This window comes from Nitrosomonas sp. Is35 (assembly GCF_033063295.1).
GTDB lineage: Bacteria > Pseudomonadota > Gammaproteobacteria > Burkholderiales > Nitrosomonadaceae > Nitrosomonas.
Window position 1 is genome coordinate 2530270 of sequence record NZ_JAWJZH010000001.1, and the last position, 16637, is coordinate 2546906.

At 52.1% G+C, this 16637-nt stretch carries 10 protein-coding genes; 1 reads left to right on the plus strand and 9 read right to left on the minus strand.

Features of this window, described 5'->3' with window-relative positions; genetic code table 11:
- Positions 1 to 105 precede the first annotated feature (105 nt).
- A complete protein-coding gene (gene yjjJ, locus R2083_RS11960; protein WP_317538593.1) occupies positions 106 to 1449 on the minus strand; it encodes a type II toxin-antitoxin system HipA family toxin YjjJ in 1344 nt (447 codons plus the stop codon).
- Positions 1450 to 1529: 80 nt separating this feature from the next.
- Positions 1530 to 2168 (minus strand): DsbA family protein, encoded by a 639-nt coding sequence (locus R2083_RS11965; RefSeq protein WP_317538594.1) that lies wholly within the window; start codon positions 2166 to 2168, stop codon positions 1530 to 1532.
- Positions 2169 to 2316: 148 nt separating this feature from the next.
- Between R2083_RS11965 and R2083_RS11970 the strand changes: the two genes are divergently transcribed.
- Complete coding sequence (locus tag R2083_RS11970; protein ID WP_317538595.1) at positions 2317 to 3213, plus strand: DUF6279 family lipoprotein; 897 nt, start codon at positions 2317 to 2319, stop codon at positions 3211 to 3213.
- Between the two features lie 77 nt (positions 3214 to 3290).
- Here the strand turns inward: R2083_RS11970 and R2083_RS11975 are convergent, their stop codons facing one another.
- The 7 genes from R2083_RS11975 to R2083_RS12005 form a co-directional block, all read right to left on the minus strand.
- The gene (locus R2083_RS11975) at positions 3291 to 3998 is read right to left on the minus strand and encodes a DUF4157 domain-containing protein (protein ID WP_317531479.1); all 708 of its coding nucleotides are present in this window, start codon (positions 3996 to 3998) and stop codon (positions 3291 to 3293) included.
- A 374-nt stretch (positions 3999 to 4372) separates the two neighbouring features.
- Positions 4373 to 5866 carry an HNH endonuclease gene (locus tag R2083_RS11980; RefSeq protein ID WP_317538596.1) on the minus strand — a complete coding sequence of 498 codons (1494 nt, stop codon included), beginning with the start codon at positions 5864 to 5866 and terminating at the stop codon, positions 4373 to 4375.
- A 103-nt stretch (positions 5867 to 5969) separates the two neighbouring features.
- Entirely contained in the window at positions 5970 to 6341 is a 372-nt protein-coding gene (locus R2083_RS11985) for a hypothetical protein (RefSeq protein ID WP_317531481.1), read from the minus strand.
- A 36-nt stretch (positions 6342 to 6377) separates the two neighbouring features.
- Positions 6378 to 6992 carry a class I SAM-dependent methyltransferase gene (locus tag R2083_RS11990; RefSeq protein WP_317531482.1) on the minus strand — a complete coding sequence of 205 codons (615 nt, stop codon included), beginning with the start codon at positions 6990 to 6992 and terminating at the stop codon, positions 6378 to 6380.
- A gap of 51 nt (positions 6993 to 7043) precedes the next feature.
- Positions 7044 to 9653, minus strand: coding sequence for a hypothetical protein (locus R2083_RS11995; RefSeq protein WP_317538597.1), 2610 nt, complete (start codon positions 9651 to 9653; stop codon positions 7044 to 7046).
- A gap of 7 nt (positions 9654 to 9660) precedes the next feature.
- Positions 9661 to 11004 (minus strand): ATP-binding protein, encoded by a 1344-nt coding sequence (locus R2083_RS12000; RefSeq protein WP_317538598.1) that lies wholly within the window; start codon positions 11002 to 11004, stop codon positions 9661 to 9663.
- Positions 11005 to 11038: 34 nt separating this feature from the next.
- Positions 11039 to 16633 (minus strand): contractile injection system tape measure protein, encoded by a 5595-nt coding sequence (locus R2083_RS12005; RefSeq protein WP_317538599.1) that lies wholly within the window; start codon positions 16631 to 16633, stop codon positions 11039 to 11041.
- Between the last annotated feature and the right edge of the window lie 4 nt (positions 16634 to 16637).

Sequence of the window (16637 nt, forward strand, 5' to 3'; positions counted from 1 at the left end):
ATGGGCGCATGCTTGCAAGAAGTCCCGGCAAGCCGGATCAGTTGGGCGGATCGGGGTATTGCGTGATTACCTTGGGATCATAGCTGTGCAAAGGTCTCTACACATTCATCCTAGCCGGTCAATCTTAGCACTGGCCGTCTTGATGTAGTCCTCGAGTGCAGCGATACACGATTCGAACCGGTGGCTGAATCCTGTGCTCGCTTTCATTTGAGCGAGGAACACACGAGCCAGTTGTTCGGCGTATCGCCAGGTTTCGTTGGTCACACCAGCGCAAATGCTTGCTTCGGACATGGCGTTCTGTAGCCCGCCGCCACTGCGGGGTGCAAAGGTCATTGGCGTCATATCGTAAGCCGGTGCGATATCATAAGGGAGACCCTGTCCGGAGACGAATGACAGATTGCCGCTGTGCATGTCGGTATTACCGATCAGGGTGCCGAAAGCCCACAGGAGATCTGCCCGATCCGCTGCTTCTTGGCGAATCTGACCGTCAGCCGCCAGGCAGCGGGCGATGATGGGCCAACCGCCTGTTCCTGCGCCAACGAATTCGGCGTCCAATGCAGCTAAGGAGAATAGTGCACACCGGCCCAAGTTGCCGATACGGTCAAAACGCTCCGCTTCAAGGAAACGTTGGCTGCCGTGATCCACTATCCGTGTCTTGGCGGCAGGGATACCGGCCTCGCGTAGCGTTTCCAGCGCAAGATGTTCGGCTAGCAACAAATCACGCCAGCGTTCGCTCACAGGATTTTCTTCCATCTCGCTGAACTTCACGATGACGTGCCGAGGTCCATCGGGCGTGGTGGCGAAGGCGGTGAATTTTGGTTGCTCGCCTCCAGCTGACGATCCGGGTTTCTCACCACGAGCGGCTTCTAGTGCCAACCGAGCATATTCTTTGGCCTTTTGTCTCTCCTCGATTGGATCGGGAATGGAAGCGGCGAGAAAACGATCCCTCGCAATATCGCCCAGCAGCAGATTCCCTACCACATCATGGCCATGCGCAAGCAGCGCCCGCAAAGCGTGAGTATCGGCCCAGTCCGTGAGCCGTTCCGGAAGCCCCAGTTCAACGCCGTAACGAGCAGCGTATGCCCGGCCGAGATACCCTTGGGGACGCATGTCAAACAACCACCAGGGCAAGCCGTGGCTATGAAGCGCGGCGCCATTCTCTTCGCACATAACGAACCCTTCCGGACGCACTGGAATCAACATTCCCAGCTGACGTATCCGGCCTTCCGCATCGACTCGATAAACCGGGAAGTCCGGCAAGCCGCGCATGACATCGCGCAGCGTGTACTGAATAGATCGCGCAGCGCCAATCCGAACGACTTCATCGCCCAGTTCGGTCAGAGCACGGGAGATCGTTGGTTGACTGACACCAATAATTTCAGATAGTTGATGTCCGGATAGCGGCCCGCCCAATAGTCGCATCCGAATAGTCTCGGCGTGTAGTGACATACATTTGAATTAATATATGAATATATTCTTGAATAGATAGTATAGGTGATTAGAAATTCATTTGGAAAAAATATTGCCGGTCAAGTACGAGCCGCTACCGATTCGATTGTTCCTATCTCATCCAGCATGGCTCGATAATCCAAATAATCGATAGCAATCGGAAACACGGCATTGTTAATGACCAGCCGCAAAGACGGGTAGGAATAGACTTCCATGCTTCTAGCTCGTTGCATTTGCTGCTGTAATTCACTTTCTATCGCCGGGCTTTTCAGATCTTCGCTAAAGGTTTCCGCGTCCAATCCAACTTCATCGGCGCAAGCTTGCAAGGTTTCCGGCAGTGAGGGATTCTTCGCTTGTTGATAATAGGCGGTTTGAATGGCGCGGATCATTTCCGGTTCGGCTTCCGCGCGTTGCTTTTTGGCTGCCAGAACGGCCCGGCAAGCTGGATAAGTTGAGCGGATCGGCGTATTGCGCGACCAGAAATCCCAATTGAAGTGCACACCGGGAACGGTTTGTTCGATGCGCTGCCAGGCTTGCTGCACCATTTTTTGCGTTGCGAGCGGCATCGGTTCGGTAGTATCCGGCGCCAAGCCGCCAACGAGGTAAACAATTTCCATGTCGCGTGGCAAAGCCTGCTGCAATGCGGCCCAGCTTCGGTTGAAGGCGTAGCACCAGCTGCACATGGGGTCATGAATGTAGAAAATTCGCGGAAAACTCATTGCATGCGTTTAAAGTAAAAAGTTCTGCCATGTTATCGCCAAAAGCGCACGAATCCTAGCGATTCCGAATGAATCGTCACTAAAGAAAAAACCTCTGCGATTGCTGTAAAATTCCCATTTGTTCACGTTTGAATTGATACCTGCCACCATGCCGAACACCCTACGGAAATCACTCGCAAGAATCGCGCTGATCGCTGCGCTGTTGCTGTTCAGCGGTTGCAGCATGCTGCGTCTGAGCTATGATAACGGGCCGCAATTGGCGTGGTGGTGGCTCGACGGGTATGTCGATTTCAGCCGGGAACAAACACCGCAGGCGAAGCACGCCATTCACCAATGGTTTGGCTGGCACCGCGCCACTCAATTGCCGGAATACGCGGATTGGTTAGCCGCGATACGCAGCCGGATCGACGGTGAGTTGACATCCACGCAAGTCTGTAGCTGGTCCGACGAGCTGCAAGCTATCATCGCGCCCGCTTTCGATCACGCCGTGCACCTCGGCACACCGGTGGCATTGCGTTTGGGTGAAACGCAATGGCGTCATCTCGAGAAACGTTATGCCAAGAGTAACGAGGAACTACGCGAAGATTTCCTGCAACCCGATCCCGAGGACCGGCAGCGCGCAGCCATCAAGCGGACGGTTAAACGCATCGAGAATCTGTACGGCGATATCGACAAAGCCCAGCGGCGCTTAATCATCGCCAGCCTTGAAGCTTCCCCTTTCAACCCGGAGGCATGGCTGACCGAACGCCAGCGGCGGCAACAAGAAACCTTGCGGACACTGCGCCTGCTCGCCGCCGAATCCGCCGCACCTGAACTGGCCACGGCTTCATTGCGGAAACTGATTGAACACACGCACCGCTCCGACGATCCGGACTACCGCGCTTACCAGTTGAAATTAGCCGAACACACCTGCGGCTTTATCACGCGCATGCACAACAGCACCACGCCAGCACAGCGCCAGCATGCGCACGATAAGCTCAAAGGCTGGGAGACGGATTTTCGTGCATTGACGATGGATAGCCGCTTGCAGACTGCGCTGGAGTAGCGATGTTGCGGCACATTGAATAAATCCCGGATCCGGCCAGATTCAACACCCATCCCGCCGGTTAACTTCTATTAAAGCTACACAGCATTTCCTAATGCTTTCGCGCCCATCACATCCGCTTCGTGCTCCAACCCACGATCATCATTGATGGGAATACCTTCCTTCATCTGCATCGTCGGCTGCACCCGGCCTTGCGCTTGTTGCACCACATGCCAGGCTTCATGCGGCAAATGCTGCTCCTGCCCCGGTGCGACATGGATATCGGTGCCTTGCGCATAGGCAAGCGCGTTGAGTTGCGCCGGTTGCGATGAGTTGTAATGCACCCGGACCGAATCCATCGACATACCAGATAGATTCTCTATGCCGGATTTGAGGTTATCCGGCAAGCCGGTGTTATTCGCGGTGCCGTTCGTTTGCGCAGAAGACTGCTCTTCCAATTGCGCGGGAGAATCCGTAGCCGCTTTTTTCTGCAATTCTTCCTCTTCAATCCGTTGGATCGGCTCGGATTTCTTTTGCAGCGATTCATCTTCCTCGATGCGCTGCAGGGATTCACCGGATAGTATTTTGCGCTGCGCCAGCATGCGCGAACTATTGTGTATCAGTTGGCTAATTTTTCTTTGCGCGATAGCTTGGGGAGAATTGGCCATAGCAGTCATCAATTGACGCTGATTTTCAGTCGATTCACGATTGTCCGCAAAAGCTTGATGAACGGATGATATAGCTGCCACGGCAGCAGGATTGCGCGTTTGTTGCCGCTCTGATTCAACCGGTAATGATCGTTTCATATTACCTCTCCCCTCCACTATATTTTAGCCGCATGGATTAACAGTTTATTCTGACAAAAAGTACATCAAACTTCTAGCTTTGTCTAACTTAGAATCAGTAAACACAGAACCTGCTTCAATCTGGACTAAACTAAAATTGAGTTAATCATTTCTCTGGAAATTTATTATTTAAGCATCAATTTAGCTGAACTGCTGTTGCCTCACGATTTACCACAAAAACCTGATCAACCATAGAGCATCTCTGATGCAACAGAATTATGTGTCAGTTATCGTTCCGATTCAATTGTCAATAATTGCTTTAGCTACATCGTCATATCTAATTATAAAAATGATAATTCAGTAACTGAATTCTTACACGCCCGACATCCATGCAATTATTTCCAGAGAAATTTACCACCGTTATGTCCATGCTTACGGTGTACCTGGCGATCGACCAGCACCATTTTGTATTCCTCAGGCAAGTGATGCCAAGTCCAACCATCTGGACTGCTTTGTCCAGCGCCATTCTTCATGATACGATTCGCAATGCTAAAATGCACAGCACGAGATGCCTTGCTGATCTCAGCCAATTTCTTTCCACTAGTAATTCCATATCCTTTTTTCTTTGCACCTTGCTCCAGATCAACTTTTGAGCCGTTCTTAACAGGATTTTCCCATCTTCCCCCCTTGTATACCATAGGGCGTTTGGCAAAATCAAAAGTGCCCAATGTATTACGATTGTATTCTACTTTCTTGTAATCCCCATGAGAGTTTGATTTGTAATACTCCTGATAGCTCGGTCCCGATCCACGCGCAAGTTGGAATACTGTTGCCCCTGGCATCAGCTTAAATTGCTGAGTGTTATAACGATTTGCGGACATGTATTGAGTACTTTTACCGCTTTCATTAAGACTGAGATTCCCAAACATGGTTGTTAATTCTTCTATTTCACCATAAAGCTCGGGCTTAACATCATCTCTAGTAGCTGCCTTCAAATTCGACTCCTGCTCCCCCAATCCCTCTTCTTCATCGTGTCCGTATTCAAAACTATCTTCTACAGGTGCCAGTGATGTCGATGGCCCCTCTGGTAAAAAACTCTCTCTCAACCTTGATGCTCCCCACCCAATTGCCCCACCAACAATTGCGCCACCAGCGAGTAAACCTAACGTCGGCAGTGCTCCACCCAACAATGCCGCACCACCAAGTAACCCAAGCGTGCTCATCGCCCCTATCTTGGCATAACTCTTGTCTCTATCCTCATCGCGCTGCACCACACCTTTCATCTGCGTGGCAGGATTTACCCTTTCCTGTTCCTGTTGCATAACAGGCCGCACCTCATGCGGCAAATGCTGCTCCTGCCCCGGCGCGACATGAATGTCGGTTCCTTGCGCATAAGCCAGTGCATTCAATTGCGCTGGTTGTGATGAGTTGTAATGTACCCGGACGGAATCCATCGACATACCGGATAGATTCTCTATTCCGGATTTGAGATTGTCCGGCAGGCCGGTATTGTTTGGCTTGGCGGAGGATTGTTGTTCCAATTGCGCGGGAAAATCCGTGGCCGCTTTTTTCTGCAATTCTTCCTCTTCGACTCGTTGGATCGGCCCGGATTCCTTTTGCAAGGATTCGTCTTCCTCTATGCACTGCACCGGTTCTCCCGATAACATTTTGCGTTGCACCAGCAGCCGCGGATTGTTATTCATCAGTTGACTGGTTCTCCGTTGCGCTGCGGCTTGCGGGAAGTTGGCCATGGCAATCTTTAATTGACGCTGGGCGGCTGTTGATTCGCGATTATCGGCAAAAGCTTGGACACCAAGTACGCTGTTTGCTGATACTGCAGAATGGCGAGCTTGCTGTGATTCTGATTCAATCGATAATGACTGTTTCATATTACCCTCCGTTTATTTAGCGCAGCTTGCAGTTACATGCCGAGATTAAGCATTAACGCTCGCTTGGTTAATATCCTCAATCAAGCTACATACCTTATGATGGCTATACAATTTTGCACGGAATATCGGCATCCTCATCGTAACTGTATATCGCGCATAGCCGGTGATAGCCATCCGCAACAATTACCTTGCCGTTCGCCGGATCCCGCACCAGCAGAATAGGTGACAGTTGAATTCCTGCCTGTATTTTCTGCTGATTCTTCTGCACGTGGGTATTGCTGATCCCAAGTAACGATAAGCCGGACGATCTAAAAATATCCTTGGCTTTAAATTGCGACATCGCCGCTTGCTTCAAATTACCCACATGATGGGCAGCCGTTTGTTCATCGTAAATCAAACATAAGTACGATAAAGCCGCCGGATAATTATGCGCTTCAGATTCGCTTAACCATTTAATCTCGGTTTTCTTCGCCATAAGTAACAGAAATCCTCTGTGTCACCACAAACAACATTATCCGTCGTTCCGATACATCAACACCGTAAAATCATCTTCCAAGTAATCATTGAGGCATTCTACGCGCGGCGACAGTACCCGGCAAAGTGTCAGAATTTCTTCCCGGTCATGTCCGATCAGTAAATCATGCTGCGGGAAGCGGCTTTTATCCAGCATGTTAAAAGCCAGCGCGATCCGGGCGCTGTTATACAGTTTGCCGATCATGGCGGTATAAAAACTGTCATCTTTACAGCGGTATCCCAATACGCCGCTGGCGATGACGTAATCGACCTGCGGTAACTCGGCGGTGCTGAAGTCGGTTTGATAAAAAGTTGTCCGTTCGATACCTTCAAAGCGCTTCCGGGCTTCGGCGATAAACTCCGGCATTTGATCGATGCCGATATAATCGAAGCCGGAGAAATGCTGGTCCAGAAATGCTTTTAAATCGCCATATCCGCACCCGGCATCGAGTATCGTCTTACCACTCAAGTTACCCACTTTAGCCAGCACTTGGTAGCGCACTTGCTGGCTATGTGCGCCGCGCCATCCCAGTGATTCGACCGTGCCGTGTTGAAATTCGGCAATGCGATGGCGGTGATAGTGCATGACGGTCGCTTTTTCAATCAAGTCCATTGTGTCTTTCCTATAAGGATCGATCCTCTGCGCTCCAAATCCATACCCGGCCTAATCGCTGATTCTAGGCCGCGATGGCTTGCGCATTTGTTTTTTCCGCCGCTGATAAGCAATGACACTAACTGCAATACCGCCGGAGACAACCAAAATCAACGGCAAATTGCCCGCAGAAACAGGTTCCAGCACGGGATCATAGGTTAGCAGCAGCAATCCCGTAATCAGTGCGGGCAGCAGAATAACCAGCAGATAAATCACATAAAAGTTACTGATTTTCTTATGGATGCGGCATGAATACAGATACAAGAGGGTGAATAACAAACATAACAAGCTCAGCGCAATCCATGCCAACCGGAAGTACACGCGATTTTCGCAAACCATTTTTTCCAGTATCGACTCCGGTTCGCCATGCCAAGTGGTATTTTGGAAATATCTCACCAGGCAACCGCTGACAAAATTAATTTCATCGCAGCGGAATGGCATTTCCTCGACCACCTCCGGCTCGTTGGCCCATAAAGGCCAGAACCCGATTCCGCCGAAGTTATCTTTAAAGTAGACAATATCGTCTTCCAGCTGCTTCCAATCCCTGCCGTCGAATTCGATGACCGGAACGATATGTCTAAGCAATATGCCGCGTTCGATGCCGTGCAGTTCGCCATTTTCAATATCCAGTCGCAATTTCTTCTTGGAATCCGTAGTCGGTTCCTCAATCAGAATCAGAATCTTTGTTCTCACGTCAGAACGCGCATTGGTTGCAAACGATGTATCCGCGCTGCTGGAAGGCTTGGTATTATCAACCCAGGCAAATAAATTGGCATAGCGGTAAACACCGCTGCCCAAGGCGGATTGGGGCACCAGGATATTGACAAAATAGTCGCCTCCCTGCGCAAACAATCTTTTCTGCAACTCGGTAAAAAAGCGGTTGAACAATTCAACCGACTCGCGATCGTCCGGGAAACCATCGAAATACAGCGTAATGCCATCGCCCAGTGCGGGCGGCGGAATCATGCCGAAGGTTATATTTTGCCGTATTGTGCTGAAACGATCGGTTAATTGGCTGGTGAGCAGATTCACGATGTTTTCCGTCAACGTTTCAAAAACCGCTGCTTTGGACGGATTGGACAGCTTCCTCCAACGCTCCCAATACGATTTATCATTGCGGATGACCCAGTCGACTTTGCTGTTGTGTTTGCGGGCAGCCTGAATAAATGCAGTTTGCGCATCCCGGCCTGCATCACCCAGCGATAAAATCGTGCTTTCGTTATGTACATTATTCGCGTGCTTGATGATGCCGTCTTCATCAAACGAAAGCCCGTAATAAGCGACTCTGGACAGCACGCTGAAATTGACCGTTTGCTTCTCTCCAGCCAGCCAGAACGGGTAAAAACCGTACACCGTGCCGGACAAATCATCCAGCACACAACCGCAGCCGCTGCCATCCCATTGAACCGGCGATGCCGCGCGATAAACCGGGCTTTTCTTGTACAACGGTGCGATGGCAGGCTGAACCACCTGCGTATACAACCCGGCGATGAATTCATCGATCAATGCCAAATCATGGTCTTCGCAATCCTCCTTGGGATGCAGGCGCAATAAATCAATTTCCTTCAACTGCTGAGAAAAATCGCGCATTCCCTGATAGGGGCCGGTCAGCAAGTCCTCGGTCAATTTTTTAAAATCGTCATCGCTGATTTTTAACCCGGACACATAGGCATTCTGTTTATTCACATCCTGGCAGGCGCCGATGCCCGCATAGATTTTCGACTTCGCCGCTTGCTCGAACAGATGCTTATCGGGATAGGCGACACCTTTTAACGACTTATCCAATAATGCAACGAGAACACCATTGAGCGAAGTAAACAGCGCATCGCCCATCAGCACATCGAGAAAATTCTGACTGATGACAGCATCGGCATAACGGTAATATTGCTGGATCACTGGCGTCAATCGATCAACCAAATCGGGATAATCCTTCAGCGCTTCGGCGACGGCCGCTTGCAAAGCCGCTACGTTATCGAATTTCTTATTGACCAGTTTGGACAACTGCGCATAAATCTGGCCTTTCCCTTGCAGTATCTTGAAATCTTCCGCCGCCAGCTGATAGAAATTGATCATCGGTTGATTCTTATGGACCGTTATCGATTCCACCTGTGGATCGATCACTTGCAGATAAAGGTACACAAGATCCAGCAAGGCTTGATCGGTTCCGCTGCGCCGCACCTTGTAATAACTATTCTTCTGCACTTCCGGCAGATCGCCGTTCCACAAGGCAAAATCGGCGCTGATCAGCACTTTTGCCTCTTCCGGAAACATATTGGCGAAGGATGCGATACGCTCCAGACGGTTTTTGGTTTCATTGACATATTGGCCGATCGGCTCAATCTTGAAATCGTGGATAAACCGTTGCAACCAATACAACGTGACCGGCCCCATTCTCCCATCTGTCAGCGGCTGCCTGCTCTGCGCAACATCCTTTTTCCAATCGCGATCGCCTTGATAAATCAACGCCAGATTGCGCTGCATGCCACTGACAGTGGATTTATCCAACCGCTTGAATTTTTCCTGATCAAGCAGGCGATCGTACTGCGCGTCCACTGCCAGCGCAGCAGAAACGCCGCAGCTTAAAAAAATGCACACCATCCAGCAAAGGAAATATTTTTTCATCGCATACTCACAGTGTTCGGCCTTCTTTTAGCAATTCTTTTATCACGCCTTTGATCAGGTCATCCTGAATAATCACATCGCGCTTCATCCGTATCGCTTGAATGGCGGCATAGCGCACCGCATTGGTAATAGCGCCGCCTGAAAGCTCATAGCTTTCCGCCAGCTTGGCCAAATCGGCGTCCGCCGCCAGCAACCGGCTGCCGGCAAACATACCTTGCCACAATCTTAAACGCTGGTCGGCATCCGGCATCGCAAAATGCACCGAGGTCTGGAAACGCCGCGCAAAGGCTTCGTCGATGTTGGTTTTCAAATTAGTCGCCAGAATCACCACACCGGGATAATCCTCAACGCGCTGCAATAAATACGATACTTCCTGGTTCGCGTAGCGGTCATTCGAACTGCTGGTTTGCGTTCGTTTACCGAATAACGCATCCGCTTCATCGAAAAAAAGAATCCAATTCTTATTGACCGCTTGATCGAACACATTCGCCAGATTCTTTTCGGTCTCGCCGATATATTTGGATACCACCATCGACAGATCGATACGGTACACATCGACGCCGATGCTCGATCCGATCAACGTCGCCGTCAACGTTTTTCCCGTGCCGGGAGGACCATAAAATAACGCGCGGTAACCCGGCTTGATATTCCTGCCCAGATTCCATTGCTGCAAAATGGTGTGCGAATGCCGCAGCCAGGTGTTGATATTGTCGATTTCATCCATCACTTCCGGATCGAGCACCAGATCGTCCCAAGTCAACGACGTGCTGATCAGCTTGGCCGGAAAATGAATACCGTAATCGGGTTTATCGTGACGCCCCAGCGTCAACCGGTTCAAATACTCCACCGACATCATCAACATGGCGCTCAAAAAAGGCTCGCCGCTGGCGATATGTTCCACCTTGATAATCTGCTGTTTGGACAAGTAATGATCGGGCTGAAACAGGCGCATCACGTCAAAACGCTTTGCCAGATCGTCTCCCGCCAGAATGAAAACAGCCGTCTCGCAAGTAGGTAAAAATCCGCTGTGTCCTTTGCCTTTCCATCCGCCGAATTCGGTAAATCCCCGCGCGGTCTCCTGGTTGTTCAATAAAAAAGTGTCCAGCACATGCGGTTGAATGTGCGGCAGCAGCGCTAGAATGATCACCAGGCGCTCATCGAATCCCATGGCGTATTCCCGCACCAGTTGCGCATATTCCGATTGCTCCTGAGCAATATCCGGTGGCGGTAACTGATGAATATCTTCAATAGCGCCTTCCCGGCAGAAATAAATATCACAGCGTGCTGCCAGCACCGCCTTGAACCAGGCTATTTCTTTTTCCAGCGCAGCTGCGTTTGCACGACTTTCCATCGCTGACTATGCTTCCCTTGTAAGACTCATCCGATTAGCGCCAGGTGACATGAACCGCACGCTCCATCCAGCTGTGCTTGATGACGGAAAAACTCCACGGCAAACTATCCAGCAGCATATCAAACACGCCGGGCTCGACCGTCAAATACCACATGCCATCCTCTTTTAATTGCAACTTCCCTTTACGCCGCAGGAATGTCTCGCGTAAACCGCTGATGGAGGTATTACCGATGGTTTTCCAGTTCTGAATCATGCCGCGGATCAGCCCTTCGATCGTTTCCTGTTCCTGCGCGCTGATAGCGATTTCCCGGCAGATCGGAATGCCGGTCGATACGCCGCATAGAATTTTGTTCAGTGTCAGCTGGTATTCCGGCGATTGCGTTTGCTCGTTGACCATGAACTGCAGCAAATGCACTGCACGCTCGGCTGCTTGGCGATCGGCAAAAGCGCCCTCCTCGGCCAGTTTCAGCATGCTGAAAAGCCGCGGCAAATACGGTGCTGCCAATACTTGCCCGGCATTATCGATATAAATTTCTTCTGTGACACCGGTCGACTCAGTTCTATTCAGCAAGGCATCCCAATCGATGGCCACTGCTTGCTCAACCGGCAACGATGGATTGACTCCGGTTTCGGTCAGTGGATTTTCCATTCCAGTGTGCAGCGACTCAGCTGGAGGTTCGATCACTGCCTGTAACAATAAACGAATCGCAGCAGCAGTTTTATTCCCTGTCAACGCTTCATACCAAGCTCGTAGCGAGATCTGCGCATCGGTTTCGTCCGATACGCCGTGTGCGAGCGCCTGCAAGTAGGCCGCCGGTGTGATCTCAGCGGCATCCAGAGTCAGCAGATAACGCAGGCTGGCGGCCCATAAGCGCTGTTGCCACTGTTGCCGATTTTCTTGTCCACTTACCCGGTATAACTTGTCTGCCTGCGCCAGCAGGTGCTCATTCAGCACTGCCGCTTGCGGCGCCAACAGGTAAGCAATATCCATCCGTATGGATTGCGGTAGTTTATCCACCCAGTCGGGTACGGCAATCGTGCGCAATATGCTGCGTAATCGTTGCCTGCGTTCAGCCGGTTGAATGCTTGTTTCTATGGCTGCGCGATGGGCATCGATCAGTTGTGCCTCGTACAAGGCTGCGAGTACTGTTGCGTACAGTGTTTCGTCGCCTGGCCGGGAATGTTGTTTCGTTGATTGCTGCGAAGCTGATCCGGTTGCTGATTCCGCTTCCGCTTGTTTGGCTTGTTTGGCTTGTTCGTTCCAATCTTCACCGGTATTACTGAGCCGGGAGGGTGCCTGCTGTGATTGGATTGCAATCGCTTCCAAGTCGATTTCCCGGTCGTGCAATAACTCTTCCAGCAGCAACCGGTAGTAGGCTTGCTGGTTACTGACGCGATCCGCGTGCTGCTCTATCGCTTGCAGAAAAGTGAGTCGGTCGGTAGTGTCACCGGCGGATTCCAAGTGCAGTAGTTGTTCAATCAGGCTGTGCAACTCGAATGCATCCAGTTGCGCCGGATAATTGGTTGCGAAGCGTTGCTGAAGCTGCCGGTAAACAGCGTTTGCTTCGCTTTCCGGGTTCAGTGTCTGAACGGAATGCGGGATTTCTTCTACTGTCCGCTGCCGTGCCGGTGCGCCGCCGATGAGGGTTCGCAATAACGTCGCTATCGCGCCGCCGGTTTCGCTGTGTTCCAGCGCTGCGTACCAGGCACGGAGCGTTGTATGTAAGTCAGTTTCTTCCGGAGAAACAGCGCGCACAAGCGCTTGCAAGTAGGCGGACGGATCGATCTCTGTGCCGGTTCCGGACAACAGATAATCCAGACTCGCGCCCCACAGCCGCTGCTTCCAGTGTTTCTGCATTGTTTTTTGGGGCGATCCGGGCAGCCGGTACAGGACTGTGCTATGCGCCAGCAGGCGTTCGAATAGCAGCGCCGCAGGCAGCGACAGCCAGTAGCTGATATCGAGCAGAACTGGTTGCGGCAATTCAAGCAGCCGGGGTTTGATTTGCGACGATTGCAGCAAACGTTGCAACCGTTGCTGCCGCTCCACCATTTGCAGCCGCAGCACGCTCGAAGCAAAGCCTGCGTCGATCAGCTTCACCTGTTGCAGCGCTACTAGGATGCGGGAATACAGTTCCTCATGCACCGGCTGGGATCGTTTTGCTTCAGCGAGTTGTGCAGTGATCTGCGGCAATCTGGTTTCTTCTATATTTTCAGTTTCTCTTGCCGCCTGCGGTTTTGCCGGTTCACGGTGTACCGTGTCCGTTTGCCCCTTTGCCTGAGTGCTCACAGTGAGGTCTCTCAGTAGTGTATGCAACACACCGGAAGTGTTACGCTGCGCCAGCGCCTCATGCCAAGCCTGTAGCGTGATCTGCGCGTCGGTCTCACCCGATACATCGCATGCGAGTGCATGCAAGTAAGCCGCCGGTGTGATCTCGGCGGTGTTCAGGGTCAACAAATAGCGCAGGCTGGCCGTCCATAAGCGCTGTTCCCATTGCTTCCGGCTGCTTTGTTCAATCCAGGCAGCCGCCCGGTATAGCGTATCCGCGTGCGCCAGTAGATGTTCATTCAGTACTGCCGCTGGCGGGGCTAACAAATAGGCAATATCCATCCGGGCCGATTGCGTCAGCTGATTCACCCAGTCGTGTACGGCTATCGCACGCAATGCAGTCAGTAACCGTTGTCTGAGGTTCGCAGGCTGAATACCTTCTTCCATAACCGCGAGACGCTCATGAATCAGCCCTATTCTGCGCAGTTCCGCCATGACGGTGACATACAGTGTCTCAAAACCGGTTCGGGATTGCGGCGCCATTGGTTGGAAAGTTGGTCCGGTGCTCACCGGTTCGGCTGTGATCGGCTTATCCTGATTTTTATGGGTAGGATCGTTTTCAGGCAATGTCTGCTGCTGTAACGCTGCAATCGCTTTCGGATCAATTTTCCGTTCTTCTACCCGGTTTTCCGGCAGATGCTGAAAGTCAGCCGTTTGCGTTTTATCATCGGCTTCGCCTTGCGCCAACGCTTCATACCAAGCCCGTAGTGTGATCTGCACACCAGTCTCATCCGATACGCCGCGTGCGAGTGCCTGCAAGTAGATCGCCGGTGTGATCTCAGCAGTATCCAGGGTCAACAGATACCGCAGGCTAGCGGCCCATAAACGCTGTTGCCATTGCTGCCGGTTATTTTGTCCGGTTACCCGGTAAAGCTTGTCTGTCTGCGCCAGCAGGTGTTCATTCAGCACCGCCGCTTGCGGTGCCAGCAGGTACGCGATATTCATCCGTATGGATTGCGGCAGTTTATCCACCCAGCCGGGTACGGCTATCGTGCGCAGTGTCATGCGTAACCGTTGCCTGAGCTCAGCCGGTTGGTCGTCTGTTTCAACTGTTACATGATGCGCGTCGATCAGCTGTGCCTCGCGCAAGGCTGCGATTACTGTTGCATACAGTGTTTCGTCGCCTGCCGGGAAGGGTTGTTTGGTTGATTGTTGTGCAGTGAATCCGGTTGCTGATTCCGTTTCGGTTTGCTTGTCTTGCTTGTCTTGTTTGTTCCAGTCTACCGGGGTATCACTGAACCGGGAAGGTGTTTGCTGCGACTGGATTGCAATCGCTTCCAGGTCGATTTCCCGGTCATGCAGTAGCTCTTCCAGCAGCAACCGGTAGTAGGCTTGCCGGTCACTGACTTGATCGGCATGTTTCTCTATCGCCTGCAGGAAAGTGCGCCGGTCGGCAGTGTCGCTGGCGGATTCCATCCGCAGCAGATGTTCAACCAAGCTGTGCAATTCGATTGCGTCCAGTTGCGCTGCCGTTACATCGTAGCGGCGGCTGCGCAGGTCTTGATACAGTTGCCGCAGTTGCGCCGGGTAACCGGTTGCTAACGTTTCCAGCAGCGTGCGTAGGCTGTACTGCCCGGCGGTCGGCTGACCAGTTGCGAAACGTTGCTGGAGTTGCCGGTAAGGAGCGCTTGCTTCGCTTTCCGGGTTTAGCTCCTGAGCGAAGTGCAAGGTTTCTTCTACTGCCCGCTGCCATGCCGGTGCGCCGCCGATAAGGGTTCGCAATAACGTCGCCATCGCGCCGCCGGTTTCGCTGTGTTCCAGCGCTGCGTACCAGGCGCGGAGCACTGTCTGCAAGTCCGCTTCTTCCGGAGAGACAGCGCGCACGAGCGTTTGCAAGTATACGGCCGGATCGATCTCCGTCGCGGTTCCGGACAACAGGTAATCCAGACTCGCGCCCCATAACTGCTGCTTCCAGTGTTTCTGGGTTATTTTTGGGGACGATCCCGGCAACCGGTGCAGGACGGCGCTATGCGCCAGCAGGCGTTCGATCAGCAGCGCTGCTGGCGGCGACAGCCAGTAGCCGATGTCCAGCAGAACCGATTGCGGCAGCTGGAGCAGCTGGGGTTTTATTTGCGGCGATTGCAGTAAGCGCTGCAACCGTTGCCGCCGTTCAGCCGCTTGCAGCCGCAGCACGCTCGAAGCAAATTCCGCATCGATCAGCTTCGCCTGTTGCAGCGCGGCTATGATGCGGGAATACAATGCTTCATGTATCGGCTGGGTTTGTTCTGCTTCAGTGGGTTGTGCAGTGCTCTGCGAGTGTTGTACCTCTTCTTGCCTACGCCCATTTTCTGTCCCTTTTATCTTGTCTCGTACCGCATCCTGATGGTCATTCCGGCGCGCTGGCAAGACTGAGTTTTCCGTGGAATCCGTATGCAAATTCCGTGCATAGGCATTTTCCATGGCTAGCAATGCGTCATACAGTAAGTTGCCGGTTTTTCCTTCGTTACGAGACTGCACAGCGAATTGACGGATTCTTTTCAGCAGGGAGAGCGATTCTCGCGCTTGCAGCGGTGCAATTTCCCGGAAAAGGCGATCCAGCACAGTCACCCCATTATCCGCAGCCTGACCGTGTTGCAGCAGCATTGCCAAGAGCTTTTCCCATACGGCATTGACCGCCTGTGTTTGAGCGGCTGGCATGGCATCCATGTCTGATATTGCCCGTTGATATAGCCGCAGGAAATCCAGCAGCGGATGCGCATGATCCGGCGTGATACGGCTTAAAACATCCTCCAATGCACGGTGCGGAAACTGCGAAACCAAGCGGTTAATCACTACTGTTCTTTCCGCCGATGGCAAGCGTTTGAGCAGATGTACCCAAGCTGCGCTGGCGCTGTGCTCGCGCAGTATTTGCTGGAGCATTTTTTCGTGCGCATGCCGATCTGCCGTGTCCATATACCAAGGCATCCGGCCCGTCAGCAAAAAATCCTGTAGTTTTTCCAAATCCGTCTGGATTGTACTTAACCGCTGTACCGGTAATTGCGCTGGCAACGTCTTGACCGGCATCGATCCGGATTGCGCCAAATTGCTTTGCAGCGCACGCAACTGATCACTCAATTCTTCCTGCACGCGCTGAACCAGCTCAGCATAAAAATCCACGCCGGGAATATCGCCCAGGTCAATTTCCACCCGATCCAAGCGCCAGACCGCACCGGTTTCATCGAATTCATCCAGGATTGAATCGATGGCGGGCAGCAACTTTACTGTCAGGAAAGCATTCATTTCCGGCTCGTGTTCATTGGCTAACGAGAGAGAATCGAACGAACAGTCAAAAATAAATTCATCAATGCGGTGCGCTCTCGACATAGTA

Coding starts and splice junctions, on each gene's coding strand:
- yjjJ (WP_317538593.1), bottom strand. CDS start 1,449: ATGTCACTACACGCCGAGACTATTCGGATGCGACTATTGGGCGGGCCG.
- R2083_RS11995 (WP_317538597.1), bottom strand. CDS start 9,653: ATGAAAAAATATTTCCTTTGCTGGATGGTGTGCATTTTTTTAAGCTGC.
- R2083_RS11970 (WP_317538595.1), top strand. CDS start 2,317: ATGCCGAACACCCTACGGAAATCACTCGCAAGAATCGCGCTGATCGCT.
- R2083_RS11980 (WP_317538596.1), bottom strand. CDS start 5,866: ATGAAACAGTCATTATCGATTGAATCAGAATCACAGCAAGCTCGCCAT.
- R2083_RS11990 (WP_317531482.1), bottom strand. CDS start 6,992: ATGGACTTGATTGAAAAAGCGACCGTCATGCACTATCACCGCCATCGC.
- R2083_RS11985 (WP_317531481.1), bottom strand. CDS start 6,341: ATGGCGAAGAAAACCGAGATTAAATGGTTAAGCGAATCTGAAGCGCAT.
- R2083_RS12005 (WP_317538599.1), bottom strand. CDS start 16,633: ATGTCGAGAGCGCACCGCATTGATGAATTTATTTTTGACTGTTCGTTC.
- R2083_RS12000 (WP_317538598.1), bottom strand. CDS start 11,004: ATGGAAAGTCGTGCAAACGCAGCTGCGCTGGAAAAAGAAATAGCCTGG.
- R2083_RS11975 (WP_317531479.1), bottom strand. CDS start 3,998: ATGAAACGATCATTACCGGTTGAATCAGAGCGGCAACAAACGCGCAAT.
- R2083_RS11965 (WP_317538594.1), bottom strand. CDS start 2,168: ATGAGTTTTCCGCGAATTTTCTACATTCATGACCCCATGTGCAGCTGG.